This is a genomic window from Flavobacterium cupreum (genome assembly GCF_003996965.1).
Lineage (GTDB): Bacteria > Bacteroidota > Bacteroidia > Flavobacteriales > Flavobacteriaceae > Flavobacterium > Flavobacterium cupreum.
Map to the genome: position 1 here is coordinate 53,282 of NZ_QWDM01000007.1, position 17,748 is coordinate 71,029.

At 36.1% G+C, this 17,748-nt stretch carries 13 protein-coding genes; all 13 read right to left on the minus strand.

Features of this window, described 5'->3' with window-relative positions; all coding sequences use genetic code 11:
• Nucleotides 1-95: 95 nt before the first annotated feature.
• The 13 genes from D0817_RS12115 to D0817_RS12175 all read right to left on the minus strand — a co-directional run bounded on the left by D0817_RS12115 (nucleotide 96) and on the right by D0817_RS12175 (nucleotide 17,731).
• On the minus strand, nucleotides 96-2,003 hold the full coding sequence (locus D0817_RS12115) for an SPFH domain-containing protein (protein ID WP_127338637.1): 1,908 nt from the start codon (nucleotides 2,001-2,003) through the stop codon (nucleotides 96-98).
• A 512-nt stretch (nucleotides 2,004-2,515) separates the two neighbouring features.
• Complete coding sequence (locus D0817_RS12120) at nucleotides 2,516-3,007, minus strand: TPM domain-containing protein (protein ID WP_127338638.1); 492 nt, start codon at nucleotides 3,005-3,007, stop codon at nucleotides 2,516-2,518.
• Between the two features lie 85 nt (nucleotides 3,008-3,092).
• Entirely contained in the window at nucleotides 3,093-3,443 is a 351-nt protein-coding gene (locus D0817_RS12125) for a hypothetical protein (protein ID WP_127338639.1), read from the minus strand.
• 336 nt (nucleotides 3,444-3,779) lie between these two features.
• Nucleotides 3,780-4,742, minus strand: coding sequence for a DUF6620 family protein (locus D0817_RS12130; RefSeq protein ID WP_127338640.1), 963 nt, complete (start codon nucleotides 4,740-4,742; stop codon nucleotides 3,780-3,782).
• 25 nt (nucleotides 4,743-4,767) lie between these two features.
• Complete coding sequence (locus D0817_RS12135; RefSeq protein ID WP_238160862.1) at nucleotides 4,768-5,703, minus strand: hypothetical protein; 936 nt, start codon at nucleotides 5,701-5,703, stop codon at nucleotides 4,768-4,770.
• A 10-nt stretch (nucleotides 5,704-5,713) separates the two neighbouring features.
• Nucleotides 5,714-5,956 (minus strand): hypothetical protein, encoded by a 243-nt coding sequence (locus D0817_RS12140; protein ID WP_127338641.1) that lies wholly within the window; start codon nucleotides 5,954-5,956, stop codon nucleotides 5,714-5,716.
• Nucleotides 5,956-6,909: an SPFH domain-containing protein gene (locus tag D0817_RS12145; RefSeq protein ID WP_127338642.1), complete on the minus strand. Its 954-nt coding sequence runs from the start codon at nucleotides 6,907-6,909 to the stop codon at nucleotides 5,956-5,958. The genes D0817_RS12140 and D0817_RS12145 overlap by 1 nt, the downstream gene beginning before the upstream one ends.
• A 163-nt stretch (nucleotides 6,910-7,072) precedes the next feature.
• A complete protein-coding gene (lpdA, locus tag D0817_RS12150) occupies nucleotides 7,073-8,461 on the minus strand; it encodes a dihydrolipoyl dehydrogenase (RefSeq protein ID WP_127338643.1) in 1,389 nt (462 codons plus the stop codon).
• Between the two features lie 204 nt (nucleotides 8,462-8,665).
• A complete protein-coding gene (locus tag D0817_RS12155; protein WP_127338644.1) occupies nucleotides 8,666-9,250 on the minus strand; it encodes an NUMOD4 domain-containing protein in 585 nt (194 codons plus the stop codon).
• Between the two features lie 200 nt (nucleotides 9,251-9,450).
• Nucleotides 9,451-10,215, minus strand: a complete 765-nt coding sequence (locus D0817_RS12160) for a LytR/AlgR family response regulator transcription factor (RefSeq protein WP_127338645.1) — start codon at nucleotides 10,213-10,215, stop codon at nucleotides 9,451-9,453.
• Nucleotides 10,216-10,450: 235 nt separating this feature from the next.
• Nucleotides 10,451-11,770: a RagB/SusD family nutrient uptake outer membrane protein gene (locus tag D0817_RS12165; protein ID WP_127338646.1), complete on the minus strand. Its 1,320-nt coding sequence runs from the start codon at nucleotides 11,768-11,770 to the stop codon at nucleotides 10,451-10,453.
• A 12-nt stretch (nucleotides 11,771-11,782) separates the two neighbouring features.
• Nucleotides 11,783-15,121, minus strand: a complete 3,339-nt coding sequence (locus D0817_RS12170) for a SusC/RagA family TonB-linked outer membrane protein (protein ID WP_127338647.1) — start codon at nucleotides 15,119-15,121, stop codon at nucleotides 11,783-11,785.
• 18 nt (nucleotides 15,122-15,139) lie between these two features.
• On the minus strand, nucleotides 15,140-17,731 hold the full coding sequence (locus D0817_RS12175; RefSeq protein WP_127338648.1) for a zinc-dependent metalloprotease: 2,592 nt from the start codon (nucleotides 17,729-17,731) through the stop codon (nucleotides 15,140-15,142).
• Between the last annotated feature and the right edge of the window lie 17 nt (nucleotides 17,732-17,748).

Sequence of the window (17,748 nt, forward strand, 5' to 3'; positions counted from 1 at the left end):
ACCAATTATTGAACTGACTGGTTTAAAATTATTCTAGGAACAAAAAAATCCGACCTGCTTTCACAAATCGGATTAGTATTAAAAATTGAAACGAATTATTTTTTAGGATTCTTTATGTTTTTGTCGGTATCCATCATTTCCATGAGTTTCAAACCTAATAAACCGCTGATCGAACCATCAGAACCACCATTTCCGGTGATTAATACGTCAGGAATTACTTTGATGTTTCCTTTGCCAATTTCCTCGGTAACTTTGTATTTTGTGAAATTATCACCGCCCATCGCCGTAACCTGTAACTGATACGATTCGGCTGTAGATTTACCAATCGCCATGATTTTTTCCGCTTCGGCTAAACCGGTTTTTGAGATTCTTTCAGCCTCAGCGCTAGCATTAAGTTTGGTCGCTTCGGCTTGTGCCCCGGCTCTGGCTTTTGTAGCTTCCGCTTCAGCATTAGCGCGCATTTTTGTCGCTTCGGCTTCGGCGTTTACGTTTAGTTTTAAACTGGTAGCATCTCCTTCTGCTTTTTTAACGGTGGCATCAGCGGTGCGTTGCGCAATTTCGACACTTTGTGAAGCACGAACGATTTCTTTCTGCATGTCGGCAATCGCCGTTTCTTTCTCCATTCCCTGGCGTTGTTCCTGCGCCATTCTTTGGGTTTGATAGGTTTTTTGTTCCTCTTCGGCCAGTTTTCTGTCGGTTAGCGTTTTCATTAAGGAATCCGGCGGAACGATATCACCAATTAAGGTATCAACGGCATTTACATTGTATTCGTCCAGCACCAGTTTGATATGGTTTTTGGCAGATTCCTGACGTTCTTTTCTGGTAGATAAAAACGAAATCACATCGCTGTCCTGAGCCGAGTTTCTGAAATAGTTACCAATCGTAGGTTCTAAAACCTGTGAAACTAAATTGTTCATGCTTCCGAAACGGGCAATAACTTTTGGTGCTTCGGCAGCGGGAACGTGAATGATCTGTGCCACATCCAGATTAAACGGGAAACCATCTTTGGAACGAACGGTAATGGTAGACAGATTTTTATCTAAATTATGAGATTCGCTTCTTGCATTGGCCCAGTTTAGAACCAGGTTGGTGGTCGGAACAGCTTCAAGTTTGGTGGTGTATTTGTTTAAGGCATATTTTCCGGGTCCAAGTGGTTCCATCCAGACCCCACGCTGTCCTTTTGAAACAATATTTCCGTGTTTGAAAGTATCACCGGTAACATCCTGTCCGTCTTCACCAATATAAGAGATTACAACTCCGACATAACCAATAGGCACGTCGGTCATTGGATTCTGTTCAATCAGAATTGCCCAGGTATTGATGTAATAGGAACCTGCCAGCATCACCTGTGGCTGTAAACCACGGTTTCCGCCTTTGTCCAGAAACTGATCAAAATCCTGAAAGTTGTTGTGTCCTTCTACAAATTTTCCGGCAATCTGCCCTTGCGGAATCGGTTCGCCATCGAGAGCGGTAACGATTCCGATCATGTTTTCGTAAATCTTGATCTGATCTGCCATTACAATTTCAAACAGAAAGGTATTAATACGGTACGAACCTGTTGTAATAAAAGCAGTCTGACGTCCTTTCTGACCACCATTATTTAAGAAAGAGGTGGCATCCTGAAAGTTGTCGCTGTCTACTTTTCGGGCCAGGATACGTCCGGTTGGAATTTCCTTTCCGTCTTTACTTAAAACAAGCCCGATTTTGCCTTCCGGAATGATGGTAAATCCGGTCATGTCTACCGTATATTGCCAGATCCACATGGCCCAGTACAATCCGGGAGCTAAAGTTTGTGCCTGATAACCTGCTTCTCCTTTTGTAGCAATGATTCTGCCATCGGGAAGAGATTTGTCGGCACCAAATAAAACGAATTTTTTGGTCACAAGACCAATTTTGTCTTCGGGCACGATTACCATTCCGAAGAAAACACGAAGTACAAATTTGTAAAATAAAATGGAGAATACTAGTAATAATACCCACCAATAGGAAGTAATTTCAGTCATAGTTATTTGAGTTTATGGTACAAACGTAACAGAAATATTAACTGTTAAAATGAAATATTTTTAAAATTAACATTTGGGTATTTTTGAACAGAAATGTTAAAATTAGCTCAATTTTATATCGTTGGAATTGTCAATTTGTGACACGATTTTTTTGGCTGTCAACTATGATTGGTATTTTGGGTTTTAACAATTTAAAAAGGTAATTGTTTTGTTTTGGGAATGTAACAGGAGGGAAAGGGTTTGGGTGATTTTTAGAAAATCAAAAGGAAATGCTCAAAAAAAATGCGGCCTGCTTCACAAATCGGATTTTAATTTAAATTTAACTCGTTGGGTGGAATTCAAAACTTTTGTCAGGCTGAGCGGAGTCGAAGCCCTTTTAGTGTAGAATAGCCTTCGACTTCGCTCAGGGTGCCCTTCGACTTCGCTCAGGATGACAATGGTTTCTAAAAGAAATATATTTTATTCAAAATTATACTTTTATCTATTTACTCCAGATCAAATCAAAGTTTCTTCTATTCCAGCTTTTTTATAATTCGGTCTGTACCTTCCTGTAAACCTTTATAGTAATCTCCTTTTTTTAGTTCGGGAATTACAAAAGTAGATACGATGTTTTCTACTTCCTTGTCGCTAAGTTTGTTACGTAATTTTTCGAGTCCGCGAATTTGTATCTGCCTTAATTGTTTGCTTATCACCAGTATAATGGAAGCATCGATTTTTAGCGTTGTATTTAGATATTTGTCAAGGTCTAAAGAGTAATCGCTAAGGTCTGTGTAAGGACTAATGGACGAGGTAGTCACTAAAACAATTTTGTGTCCGGTTTTTGTTTCACAGGATTTTAAAGTTGCACTTAAAGTTTGTACCTGTTTTGGAGTCAGAATTTTTTCGAAGTCATTGACGTAATCGTACTTTTTTTCGAAGATGTTTGGTGTTCCGGTTTTTGTCTGGGCAAAAAAACTAGTCGAAAAAATAACAGTAAGCAAAATAATGAAAAATATTTTTTTCATGGGTAGATTTGTTTTGGGGAGCCGCAAAATTACCACTTTATTGTTAGAATTCGTCTTGTAATTTGATACTAAAAGGTTACTATTTTTATTTAGGGGATTCTGAAATACCTGCCTGTTGTACGCCGCACCAGGTTTTGCTGTTTAAAGCATTAAAATTCGGACATTTTTTGGCTTCTTCTTTAGTGAATAAGATAATCTCTTCTTTTGTTAATCCTGTATTATAGTAATAATTGTTGTAATCTTCTCCATAAATCCAGGCATCACTGGATCCGTTTTGCATCACCGTGGCGTTAAAAATAAAAACACTGGACTGTTTAGGTATGTAATAATTAGGATCAATTAAAGCACCCCATATATTTCCAAAAAAGGAAGAACTAAACAGTACAAAGAGAAAAATGATTAAAAGTATTGTTACTGCAGATTTTTTATATTTCATTAGAGTATTTTATCTCAGGTGAAAATAGAAAAAAAATCCGACTTGCTCCTGCAAACCTGATTTTTAAATGTTGTGACTAATAAATCTCACGCAAAGACAAAAAGTCGCAAAGTTTTTTTCTATGATTTAAGAATTGGTGACTTAGTAAAAAGCTTTAGAGAAAAATAGTATTGTTTAAGCAATTGGATTTAAAACTTTGCGACTTTGCGTCTTTGCGTGAAAATAAAAAAAACTATTCTCAAAGTCATACACAAAACTTTACATCAAAATCTGCTTACAAAAAAAGAATCCGATTTGCGAAGGCAAACCGGATATAAAAATTATTAAAAATAGAAGTTAAAAGCTTACATCATCAGCAATATTTCCGCCTTGTTCTGCAGCAAATTTTGCTGCGTATTCTTTTTGTTTTTCTTGTTGATGATTTGAGAACGCTGTAACATCTTCTGCATTCCAGTTTTGGTTTTGCTCTGTCATCCACTGCATTGCCACAGATTGAAAGTCAGCGAGATTAATTCCGAACGTATCTAAAATCCATTGGGCACCATCAATTCCATATTCGTAAGCAGCTTGTCTTGCTCCGGCCAATTCTTCATAAAAATAACGGTCTGTTTTGATTCTTTCAAGATTAGCTAATCCTTCTTCAGAAATTTCAGTTTTAAGATTTTCCAGCTGAGGAATTGTTACACTTTCAGCATAATATTGTCCAAACAATGTTGTAACGGTAAAAGAAGTATCTTCGCCCATACGCTGTGGCCAGATTGTATTCAATTCTTCCCAGATTATAGGTTCAATGCCCATTGCTTTGCAAACTTCCTGATAATCGATTCCGGCACTAATTTTTAAACACATGGCAGTATAATCTCTTAAAGATAGGCCATGAACTGGCTCAAGAAATGGATTATCATCGTCTACTTTCACAAAACCTGAAGTTTGAACTCCGGTATATTTTAATGAATTTGCCTTCTCAAACCTTATCATTTGATCTGAATCGCAATTGTTCCATTCCTTATAAACTTCTCTTCTGTAATTAAGATAGATGCTTTGAGTATCTTTTTCCCTCAGTTCCTCTCCGCGCGAGCGCTCATCCTGAATCCATGCCTCAGCTCTTGATGTCACTTCATTATCAAAATCTTCTATATCGTAATGAATTCCGTGCAAAGTATCAGGATCGTATTCTACTTCCTGATTTTCATTTTCGTAATCGTCTTCATAATTATCATTTGAAGATTGAGGCTGTTCGTAATTTTGATTTTCTTGTCTGCTTTCGCCTTCTAAGGCTCCAAAAAGTTTTTTAAACATTGGTCTATTTTTAAGGATTAATAAATTATTTTTTGTGTAATTGATTTTGATACATTTTTTCATTGTGCTCTTTTAAATCAGGTACAATTGCATTCCATTCGTCATACATTGCACGCAAATAAACTTGATATAATTTTGGAGCATTCTTAATAACAGATTGTCTTTGTTCTTCTAAATCATTCATTTTTGACTGAATTTCGGCAATTACTTTTTTGTCTGATTCATGAATTTTACTCAAACTCAGTTCATGTATCTCATAATAGAGTTCGCGCTCTTTGTTATTTTCGGTTTCAAAAGCTTCGTATAGATGGGCAGTCCTTTGATCTGCTAAATCTCTTGCAATATTCTGTAGATTCTTTGCATGTGTGCTTGGTGCAAAAGTATTTTGCGTTTGGCAATATGGACATGAAATATAAGTTTCAAGTAAAAAGATTTTCTCGATTTGAATATTTCCCCCACATTGTGTACAGTTGAATTTGTTTTTAATTACTTCGTATTCTTCTAAGATCTTTTTATATTCGATTTCGAGATCACGTTTCTGAGTTTTTTCGATTTGATTTCTCCAATATTCGCATATTTCTTCAAAATCATTATAACGGTCACAACAATCGTTTCTAAAATCAGAAATCAGGTTATGATGTTTACTTAAAACAGAAATATACGAATTGTAATCTTGATAAACTTTTAGTATCTTTTCATCGTAAGTATCTCTGGCTTTTTGTCTTATATTTGATAATTGACCATTAACGCCAGAATATACTCTGTGGAAAGTTCTTTTATACAAATCGTCGTCGCTTTGCATAATTTCTTTGAGCTCGGGAATTGCTGCAGTTGCAAATTCTTCTATTTTGGCTTCTAATTTTTCTAAAAAGATAAACCATTTTTCCTGCGATTCCTGAAGTTCCGGATACCATTCCGGAATTGCTTCATCGGCTTTTTGTTTGTTAAATAATCTGAACACTATATTAAATTTAAATTGAATTGTCTTCTTTTTTGATGTAAACCCCATCTGTAAGTTTGGTGTTTATAAACTCAAATCCACAATACGAACAATGTGTGACGCCGTCTTGTTTCGCTCTTCCGGCACCACAGTTTGGGCAGTTTCTAACATTTATCTGCGCTTTATTGATTTCGGTTTTGCCTCCATAGTTATTCTGGTTTTTGACCTTTTGTTTTAGGTTTTCTAAAAACGAATTTACATTTTCCTCTTGCATTATAATTGGCTTAATAATTCGGTTTTTTTGATTTTAAACTCGTCTTCGTCGATCAAACCGATATCAAATAAAGATTTTAGTTTTTGAAGTTTTGAAGTTAAATCCTTTGTGGTTTCTTGTTTTGATATTTCCTTATTTTGCTGTAATTGATTGAAAAGTATTCCCAGGCTTAGTGCATTTTGAGTCGTATCGTGCAGTGCCGTTCCTTTATCACCAATAGCAGTTGCGGTATTAAATTTCGTGAATTTATCCATGTCGTTTACCATATTCATATTGGTAATTTTATCGAAATGTGCTGTAACTTCTTCAGGTAATGTTACGCTTGATATTATAAGTTGTGTTAACTCGATTCCGAATTGTTCAAAATACGGGTTTAAATAAGGTTCTATTTTTTTGCCTAGTTGTGTAATGTTGCCGGCAACGTCTGTGATAGTGATATTTTCATTTGCTAAAACTTCGCCAAATTTCGGAGCAATAAAATCCCTTAATTGATTTTGTAATTCAAAAATTGTAAGTTGTTTGTAGGTTCCGGCATATTGACGGAAGAATTTGGCAACATCGATAATTCTAATATCAAAACTTCCGAAAGCGCGAACTCTTATTTGTCCGAATTGCGGATCGTTAAGGATTATGGGAGTGGGAGTTCCCCACTTATTATTGATGAATTGATGTGTATTGAAAAAGTAAACATCGACTTTAAACGGACTTTCGAAGCCATATTTCCAACCTTTGAGTTTACTTAAAACAGGAATGTTTGCTGTAGATAAAGTATATAGGCCGGGCGAAAAAACATCTGCAAACTGTCCTTCATTTAAAAGCATTACATGCTGGCTTTCGCGAACAGTTAGTTTTGCTCCGTTTTTAATTTCTTTATCTTCATCATAAAATTTCCACATTAACAAATTAGGATCGCTAGTTGTAGATTCAATTATTTCTATAAAGGATAGTTTCATAAATAATTATTATAAAACAGCAAAAAGACAAAATTTAAGGTAATTTAAAAGCTTGAAAAAGACATTTTTCTAATAAAATAAGGTTAAATAAAAAAATCCGGTTTGCTTTAGCAAACCGGATTTTTAAATTGAAAATTATATGTAACCTTAAAACGGTTCTGTATTACAAGTGAATTACTTCGCCGTACGCATCAGCTACAGCTTCCATAACAGCCTCGCTCATTGTTGGGTGAGGGTGAATGGATTTTAGGATTTCATGACCTGTAGTTTCCAGTTTACGGGCTACAACCGCCTCAGCAATCATATCTGTAACTCCGGCACCAATCATGTGGCATCCTAACCATTCTCCGTATTTAGCATCGAAGATTACTTTTACGAATCCGTCTGAATTACCGGATGCTTTTGCTTTTCCTGAAGCAGAGAACGGGAATTTACCAATTTTTAAGTCGTATCCTTTTTCTCTTGCTTGTTTCTCTGTTAAACCAACAGAAGCGATTTCAGGAGTTGCGTAAGTACAGCCCGGAACGTTTCCGTAATCGATTGGGTCTACGTGTAATCCTTTGATTTTTTCAACACAGTTGATTCCTTCAGCAGAAGCTACGTGAGCTAAAGCCTGCCCAGGAGTAACATCACCAATGGCGTAGTAACCCGGAATATTGGTTTGGTTGTAAGCGTTTACTAAGATTTTATCTCTGTCCACAGCGATTCCAACTTCTTCAAGACCTATGTTTTCAATGTTTGTTTTGATTCCAACTGCCGAAAGTACGATGTCAGCTTCAAGGATTTCTTCTCCTTTGGCTGTTTTTACCGTTGCTTTTACACCCGCTCCTGAAGTATCCAGTGATTCTACAGAAGAACTGGTCATTACCTTAATACCTGCTTTTTTCAAAGATTTTTCAAATTGTTTTGAGATATCTTCGTCTTCTACCGGTACCACGTTTGGCATAAATTCTACAATGGTAACATCTGTTCCCATGGAGTTGTAGAAATGTGCAAACTCTACTCCAATTGCACCTGAACCTACAATAATCATAGATTTTGGCTGTGTTGGTAATGTCATTGCCTGACGATATCCGATTACTTTTACACCATCCTGAGGTAAGTTTGGTAACTCACGGGAGCGTGCTCCGGTTGCAATGATAATGTGATCTGCACTATATTCGGTAACTTTATTGTCTTTGTCTGTAACGTCAAGTTTTTTTCCCGGTTTTAGTTTTCCAAAACCTTCAATAACGTCAATTTTGTTTTTCTTCATTAAGAACTGAACTCCTTTGCTCATTCCTTCTGCCACATTACGGCTGCGTTGTACAACAGCAGGAAAATCTTTATCAAATTCAGAAACTTTTAATCCGTAGTCAGAAGCGTGTTTCAGATAATCAAAAACCTGAGCTGATTTTAGCAATGCTTTTGTCGGGATACATCCCCAGTTCAAACATACACCACCTAAGTTTTCTTTTTCAACTACAGCTACTTTAAAACCTAATTGTGAAGCTCTAATTGCTGTAACATATCCGCCGGGACCACTTCCTAAAACAATAACGTCGTATTTCATTTTTTTTGCTTTTAGTATTTACTACCGAAAATGAAGTTTATGAATCCGAAACTCATTTTCAATTTCTTTGTTATTTGTGATTGCGAATTTAAGGATTTATTTTAAAAAAAAGTAAGATGTAAAAAAGTAAAAAGGTAAAATGTGAAATGTTGATTTAAATATCCTACATCTCACATTTTACCTTTAGCATTTTATTTAAGCCGGTTAAACCTTAATATGTCCCCAGTTTTCACCGCTCGCAATGCGTCTGATTTGCATTTCGCTTACCCCAAATTGCTTGGCAATCATTTTCAGACGTGTTTTTTGTTCCGGTCTGGCCAGGATTTTCTTTATTAACATCACTTTGGTCGTTGTAAGTTTTCTTCCGTCGGCTTTTAGGTTGTGCTCGATCAGATTCTTTTTGGCCTGGATTACATGGGGGCTTTTGCGGCTGTGTTCCATCATTTCGGCTTTTGTTGCCCAGCGTAAATTACTGACATCATCATTGCTTCTGTTGTAATCCAGATGGAGTACATAACTTTGTTCTTCTGATTTTTTCGGAATGAAATACTGCGCTACTAATTTGTATAAGAAAAGATATTTGTTGACAATCTTGTCGTCTTTCTTCACTTTGAAACGGAAGGTTGGATATCCGTCGCTCAGGCCTCCTTTTAAAAGCCGGCCGTTTTGTATTTCGTCGGTAAAGCTTATTAATCTTCCTCTGTTTGAAATGGCATATCTAAGCTGCAAAGAGGCATTTATTTCTATTTCTTTGAATTCTTCGTTTGGATAAAATCTGTTTATTGGCATTGTCTTTTACATTTGATTTGATTCTCAAATATAAAAAATTCAAAAAGGAGTAAAGCTATTGGATTGGTAATGAGGGCTAGTTTTATGATTCTTATAACGCTATTTTAACTTTTTTAAGAACTTTTTTAGCATTTGAAAACGGATTTTACTGCCTAAAATTTAAAAACGAATACTTTTTTGAGCCAAAAATTAGCATTAATTTACTGATCAAGCCAATTCTTGAAATTATTTATTTCCTTTTTGCTGATAATTATCGGGTCGTCTTCAACAGGGCGAACGGTAAGTTTCAGTTCGATTTTCTGATTGGAGTGTTTGATGACTTCTTTGATAATATTTCTGTTGACAATATATTTTCTGTTGACTTTAAAGAAAATCACCGGATCCAGATTGTGAATAATATCTGTGAGTGTATTATTGTATAAATGGCTGTTTCCTGAATTCACATAAATAAAAAGGTGCTTGCCCGACGCTACAAAATAGGTAATATCATTTTCGTTTACAGAAATAAGTTTGTATCCGTGGTTCACCAGAAAGTGACGCTGGATTTTGCTGGTTTCCGGACTTTCGAGTGCAACCAGTGACTGGATGGTAGCATCGCTGTTGAAAGTGTTTTTTATCTTTTTGAATTTTTCCAGTGCTTCAAACAATTCCTGTTCTTCAAATGGTTTCAGGAGATAGTCAATTGTAAAATGTTTGAAAACCCGTATGGCGTAGGAATCATAAGCCGTAACAAAAATGACAGGGCAGGCGATAATGGTTTTTTCGAAAATTTCGAGACTTTTTCCGTCGCCGAGATGAATGTCCATAAAAGCCAGGTCAACATTGTTTTCAGCAAAAAAAGCGACAGCTTCTTTTACCGATTTTAAAATTGTTACTTCTGCTATCGGTACAATATTTTGCTGTTCTAAAATAGATTTCAGATAACTCGAAGCGAGATATTCATCTTCAACAATGGCAATTTTCATCTTCTTTTGAATGGTATATTGCTTTGAAACTACTACAAAGCTGGTATTTGACTCTGCAAATATATTAGTTAAGCTTTATAATTGATGATCCTGAATTGTTTTTTATTGAAATTTTGAAGTGATTTTGTTTAATGCGAGCGTTTAAATCAGGTAATGTGTTTTTATTTCACTGCTATAATAAACAAAAAGAGGCCCAGTTTTGCAACTGGACCTCTTTAAAAAAAAACAATAGGTATTATAGATTGGGATTGTTTAATCTCGCATTTGCCGGGTAAATAATGGTATAACGCGGATCGTTTTGTATCAGTTTGTAAGTATCACCATCTAAGGTATGGATGATTTCTTTTTGGGTTGTTCTTCTTAAATCAAACCAACGGTGTCCTTCAACAGCAAATTCACGGTGTCTTTCTTCCAAAATGAAGTTGGTTAAATCAGCAGCATTCATTGCATTGACAGTGGTTTCAAGTTGTGTATATCCTGCAGCGGTATATCTGTTTTTGATAAAACTTAAAACGGTTGTTTTAGCATCACCAATATTGTTCAGTTTTAATGCAGTTTCTGCTTTTGTCAAATACAACTCAGAAGTTCTGAAAGAACATTTCTGATCATCGTTACCTCCTTTTTGAATTCTGAAACGGCTCCCGTTTGCTAAAAAGTAAAGAGGAAAACGTAAATCAGTAGTCTTGCTGTAGGCCGCAATTAAGTCAGGTGAAGCATAAGATGTTCCTTTAAGACCGTTAATGTATCCGTCTTCAAGCGCTAAAATTGATTCTTTTGAATTGAATTTAGTTGCGAAAACCGGTGTAGCTTTTAAGTCCACTAAAGTACTGTTGATCGCCAGAGCTTTGTTGGCAGCATCAAAAGATTTTTGCCATTGTTGCTGGTACAAAAAGATACGGCTTTCCAAACTAAATAATGCAGCTTTAGAAAAACGGTAGTTTTTACCAGTTGCCTGTGTATCTAAATTGATTAATTTCTCCGCTTCCTGCGTATCAGCAATAATCTGATTGTAAATTACTCCAACGCTTTCAGGTACAAAAGCCTGCTCTAAATCGATCTCAAGTGCCAAAGGAACTCCTTTGTCTGCACCTGCAGTTGCAGCGTTGTATGGTTTACCAAAAAGGTTTACCAAATCAAAGTATGCCATTGCTCTTAATGCATAGGCTTCTCCAATTAACTGATTCTTTTCCGGTGACGGAGCTAATTTTGACGTTGCTTCGTTGATGACCACATTCGTGTAGAAAATTACAGTATACAAATCCTGATATTGGAAGGTAAATGTAATACGGTCCGGATTAGAATCTTTCCAGGTATAAATGTCTTTGTAAACATTCAACTCATCGCTAAATTCATTCATTGTCAATTCGTCTGTACGAACTGCCGTCAATGACTTGTGTTCCGGATAAGTTGCATATCCTGTTGTTAAAACAGCACGATATTGTTCAAGGGTTTGTGGAATTACACTGCCTATAGGTGTAATATCCAGGTAATCGTCGCAACTTGTTACCGCAAGTGCAGCAACAAAAAGGGCTATATATTTTGAGAATTTTTTCATCTTTAAATTTTATTAGAAAGTTACATTACATCCTAAAGTGAATGACTTAGGAACTGGTTGTGCATAAATGTTTCCGAATGTTTCAGGGTCAAAATATCCTTTGTAATCAGAACTGATTACGAATAAGTTTCTTGCCTCGACATTAAAACGGATGCTTTGAATGTTGATTTGGTCTGTAAACGCTTTAGGGAATGTATACCCCAGACGAATACTGCTTAATCTCATATAACTCATTTCGCTAACCCATGTATCTAAATAATTGTAAGTTGGAATTTGGTTTTGTCCGGAATACCATAGGTATGCCATGTAAGAATCTCCTGTTCCTGAATCTTTACCATTAATTGCAGGTAAATTAGAGGATGTATTTGTTGGAGACCATGCGTTCAAAATTTCATTACTGTAATTTTGTCCTCTGTCAACTGTTGTTCCGTTGTAAGGAGGAGTTCTTACTACTGTTTGTTTTAAATTAAAAGAAGCAGCAATGGTAAGATCAAAATTACTTACTTTGAAAGTATTCGTGATACCTCCTGTAAATTTAGGGTCTCTGTCTCCTAAGTAGGTAAACAAATCTCTGAATTCGCTTGCTGATAATCTTGACTGCGTCAATTCTCCAGGGAAGAAGTCAGCATACGGATCAAATAAACCAAAGAATGTCTGAGTGTTTACCGTTTCTCCTTTTTTGTTTACAAATAAAGGATATCCGTTTTCGTCAATTCCGTTTGTTTTAAATCCAAAGATAGCATTTACACCGCGTCCTTCTCTGTTAGGCAGGTAATCAGCGTCACGTACTTCGATACGGTCAATGTTACTTTTGTTATGAGAAAAGTTAATGCTTGTATTCCATTTAAAGTTTGGACGATCGATATTCTTTGTAGACAAAGTAATTTCGTACCCTTTATTACTTACTTGTGCCCAGTTTAAATTCGTGTATTCAAAACCATTTTCTAACGGAAGTGCTCTTAAACCAATAAGGTCTGTACTTTTTCTTCCGTATAAATCAGTTACAATGCTGATACGGTTATTGAATAAACCAAGGTCCATACCTAAGTTGGTATTTGTTGTTTTTTCCCAACGTAATTTATCATTTGGCGGGCTTTCCACTACAAGTGTAGGTTCTGTTTGTCCCGGTAAAATAATAGTACTGCTTCCTCTACCCACTACATATGGAGAAGTTCCCTTGTCAATGTTTCCTTGTAATCCGTAAGAAGCACGAAGTCTCAAGTTAGAAAGTGTTAAATTATCTTTTAAGAAATCTTCTTCAGAAACGGCCCATGAAGCAGAAGTAGACCAAAGTGGTAAATATTTATATTTTGGATCTACACCAAATAAATCAGAACCATCGTATCTGACACTTCCAAAGAAGCTGTACTTTCTGTCATAGGTATAAGAAGCTGTTGCAAAAAAGGAAGCAAAAGCATTCTCATTTTTCGTCTTAATATACGTTTTGTAATCTGCGTCGTTAGCAAAAGATGTCGTTGGGAAAATAATTTGTTGTGTAGTTAAATTATTTTTATCAAAACCAAATCCTTTAGTGGCAACAAAAGTATTGTAATTTCTTCTTAACTCATTACCTACCATTGCTTCAATTTCATGTTTCTCTCCAATAACTTTAGAGTAGTTGATCATTGTTTTCAGGTTGTACTGGAAAAAGTCAGTATTGCTGTTTTGGATCACACCACCATCAGGAAGGAAATAATTGAACGCTCCGTTTGAGAAATATCTTGATTTTTCTCTTTGTTTTCTGGTGTAGTAAGTCTCTTTACCAGCATATTTTTCACTAGACGTGTTGTCTAATTGTAAACCTAACTGGCTAGTTACTTTTAAATCTTTAGTTACTTTATATTCAGCATCCAATAAAGCTTTTACGGCTCTGGTTTTTAAATCATAAGACGTATTGGCTCTTTCTTCCAGGAAGTTAAAAGGCACGTAACGATCTGAATAACCTGAAATGTCCTGGTCATATTTATAACTTCCGTCTGCGTTATAAGGAGTTAAATATGGGTTTACATTTCTGGAGTAATTTGCAGGATTTGTAAAAGCATCCGTATCGGTCAGATAAGAAATAGTTTTGTTTTCAGATCCGAAGATTCCAACACCAACCTTAAATTTGTCTGTAATCTCGTAGTTGTTTTTTAACGTTAAGTTGTAACGTTTGAAACCAGTTCCAATAGTTGTTCCTTTCTCATCATAGTATCCTAAAGAGAAATAGTAATCTGATTTTTCACCACCTCCGGATAAACTTAAACCGTGTTGTGTATTTATTGCAGTCTGGTACAATAAGTTACCCCAGTTAGTGTTGTTTCCTCTCAGGTTGTTGATCGATTGTTGTGTCTGTGGGCTCAAAGAAGAGAATCCACCGGCTCTGAAAGCTGCTAATTCATTCGATCCGTTAAGGATACGAGCAATATCACCACCGGTGTCTCTATAAGTTAAATCTTCACGGCCCGCCATGCTAAGTTCTAAATCAACTTTCTCACTTGCGTTCATTAAGTTTAATTTAGAAAATTCAGGTCTTTGCGTAATAAAAGTATTCGTATTGAAACTTACAACCATTTTACCGGCTCTACCTTTTTTAGTAGTCACTACGATTACACCATTTGCGGCACGCGCTCCGTAGATAGCTGTTGCAGCGGCATCTTTTAGAATGGTAATATCTTTAATATCATCAGGGTTTAAACCTGCGATAGAATAATTAGTAAGATTATCTATATTATCTTTATCGTAGTTTTTTGGAACTTCATTGTTCTCTAATGGTAAACCATCCAATACCCATAACGGATCTTGTGTACCATTTAGGGAAGCAGTACCCCTGATTCTGATTTTTGCCGGTGCTCCCGGTGCTCCTGACGGAGTACTCACAGCAACCCCTGCAATTTGTCCAACTAACAACTGGTCAATACTCGAAACCCCTGTTTGCTGAATCGCAGACATGTCAATTTTTGTAACGGCAGAAGTAAGTTTTCTTTTCTCAATTTTCTGGTAACCTGTTACCACTACTTCCTGAAGCTTTGCAGTCTCAGATTTTAAGCTGACAGTATAATTTTTCTGAGCATCTAATTCAAGAGTATACGATTTGTATCCCATAAAAGTAACTCTCAAAGAAGTAATATTCTTTGCTATTTTCAAGGTAAACTTACCATCAAAATCGGTTGTTGTTCCGATTCCTTCACTTTGAATAATTCCGGCATAGGATGTTTTGTTTGAAATCGAATTGTTTTCAACAAAAATCGATGCACCGGGTATTGGCGACTGATCCGCTTCGTCTAGTATTATACCCGTAATAGTTCGGGTTTCCTGCGAGTATCCTGCGATGGCCAGGAGAAGCAGTAGGGCATGTAAAATTTTTCTCATGTTTTTGGGGGTTATTTATTAAAAGGTTGTGTTACTTAATGCTTTTTCTATTCTTTGTATTAAATCGGTATAATGGTTCTGAGTGGACTCATCTCCGGTATTCTTTTTGCTTTTTAACAGTTGAAGCACTTTTCCAAGTTCTCCTTTTTTATCAGAAGTGACTTCTGTAACTCTTTTTAAAGAGTACTGATTTATGTTTCTTATCATTTCTCCGTCCTGCATATACGTACATAACTGAGGCATGCTTAAGGTGTGTAAATCAACTGTCTTCTTAGGGTCTGTTTTTTCAAATATTTTATTTGTTGATACAATTAAAATATCTACATAATTCTTTTGGGTCATACGCTCCAGAATCGTTAATGATTTGTTTAGGATCGTCGGGGCAAAAATCTGCTGATGTAATTTTTTGAATAATTCATTTACGGTAAAAACCTTTTCTTTGGTTCCATTACGCTGATATAATTCATTCTCCGTCATTCTTAATAAACGATCATCACCTAGTAAATCGTTCAATATCCCGCATTGTAATTCTCTTGCCAAAGTATAAGGCGTATATTCATAAGGTCCTAATGGAGAATCTTTTAACGGATTCGTTTTGTCCAGAATCGGATTAAAAAACAACCATTGCGGAATCGTTATTGCATTCTTCACTAAATAGTCTGCCGCTCTTTTTTGCATGGCAGCGGGAACCGGAACGTAGCTTTGTTTGTTATCTCCGTGAACGGTTACGTTCAGATAGATTCCACCAATATTGTTTAGTACGTGACGGTTGTACAATTGCCACTGACCAATGGTTCCAATGTATAATTTAGCCGTTTCATAATAAGACTGATCTTTATCGTAGGTCCAGTCTAAAATATTATCTACGACACGTTTTAGGTTTTTCAATCCGTATTCACTTGCTTTGACAGCATCATTTCCTAAATCTTCCGATTGGGAACGCGGATCAACTACTTCTCCCTGCTGTTCGCCATAAAAATAAATCGGATCATTTTGATGAGAAGCGATGATAGCATTCAGTTTTAATCTCTCATTATCATTATTCGAATACCATCTGTATCCCCATTCGATAGCGTATTTGTCATATTCACCAATTTTTGGAGTAATAGCCGTAACGTTATCTTCCGGTTGTGCTACATAATTATAACGGGCATAATCCATAATCGAAGGAGCCGTTCCACCCATTTTTGCCGTGAATTCTTTAGAACGCAAAGACTCAACATCATAAGCAAAAGAGGCACCCATATTATGTTTCAGACCAAAAGTGTGACCAACTTCGTGAGACGATACAAAACGGATCGCTTCGCCCATATGTTCGTCGCTAAAGGTATTTCCTCTTGCTTTCGGGTCAATTGGCCCGGTCTGAATACGCATCCAGCTCTGTAAAGACGTCATTACATTATGCCACCAGATAATATCGGCTTCAATAATTTCACCGCTTCTTGGGTCAACAACCGATGGTCCCATCGCATTTGACTTTTGCGAAGCAGCATAAGTAATAACAGAATAACGTACATCGTCAATATCAAAATCCAAATCGGCTTCTGTAGGCTCTTTGGCAATGATAGCATTTTTAAAACCGGCTTTTTCAAAAGTAACCTGCCAGTCGTGAACACCGTCAATAATATATTTTCTCCACTGTTTTGGAGTCGAAGGATCGATATAATAAACGATAGGTTTTTTAGGTTCCACCAATTCACCTTTCAGATATCTTTCTTCATCTTCCTTTTTTGGTTCTAATCTCCAGCGGGTAATTAGTTCTTTTTCAACCATTGCCTGTTGGGCATCGGCAAAATACCAGTGTTTTTCTGTGAAAAAGCCAATGCGTTTATCGGAAAAACGGGGTTTCATCGGAACTTTATCCAGTAAAACAATATTGCTTGTCACCCCAAGGGTTACAGATAAAGCAGGACCGCCTTCACTAACGGAAGTCGTTAACTGCGATTTTACTACCACATTTTTCGGGAATGCTTTCAGGCTTTCTATATACGATAAATTCGAAAGTACCGAACCTCCAAATTCGATATTGCTAAGGACATCGTTAAAGCTTTTTTGTTTTCCGTCAAAAATTTTGTTAACCTTAATAACAACCGAAGTCGAATCATTATTTTTGGTTTCGATATCAAATACTTCAATAATGGATTCTGAAAAATTATCTTTTACCGAAGCGGTTATTGCATCTTCTTTTGGGGAAGAAACTTTAGGCAGATAAGACTTTACCCAAACTTTCTTTGCTACTGTATCTTTATAGAAAGTGATTACTTTGTTTTCGTAATTCATTCCTTTATTGAATCCGAAATCATTAACCTGAAAAGGAACCTGCGATAATTTGTTTACTATCAGAAATTCTCTTTCGAATAAACTATCCTGAATTTCAAAATAAACATCTGTTTTAACCTGTATAATATTGAAAAGACCTTTTTTTACCGTTCCTTTTTTTACAAGGTCATTGTATTTCTTTCCTTTTTTGGAAAATGTGCTGTCTTTTGCAATTTCAGTATCGTTTTCTTTTTTCTTATTTTTTTGTGAAAAAACAGAAATAGGGCCTACTAAAAATAAAACTAATGCGACGATTACTTTTACATTACACAGGATTGCCTTTTTCCTCATTGTGGTGTTAATTTTAG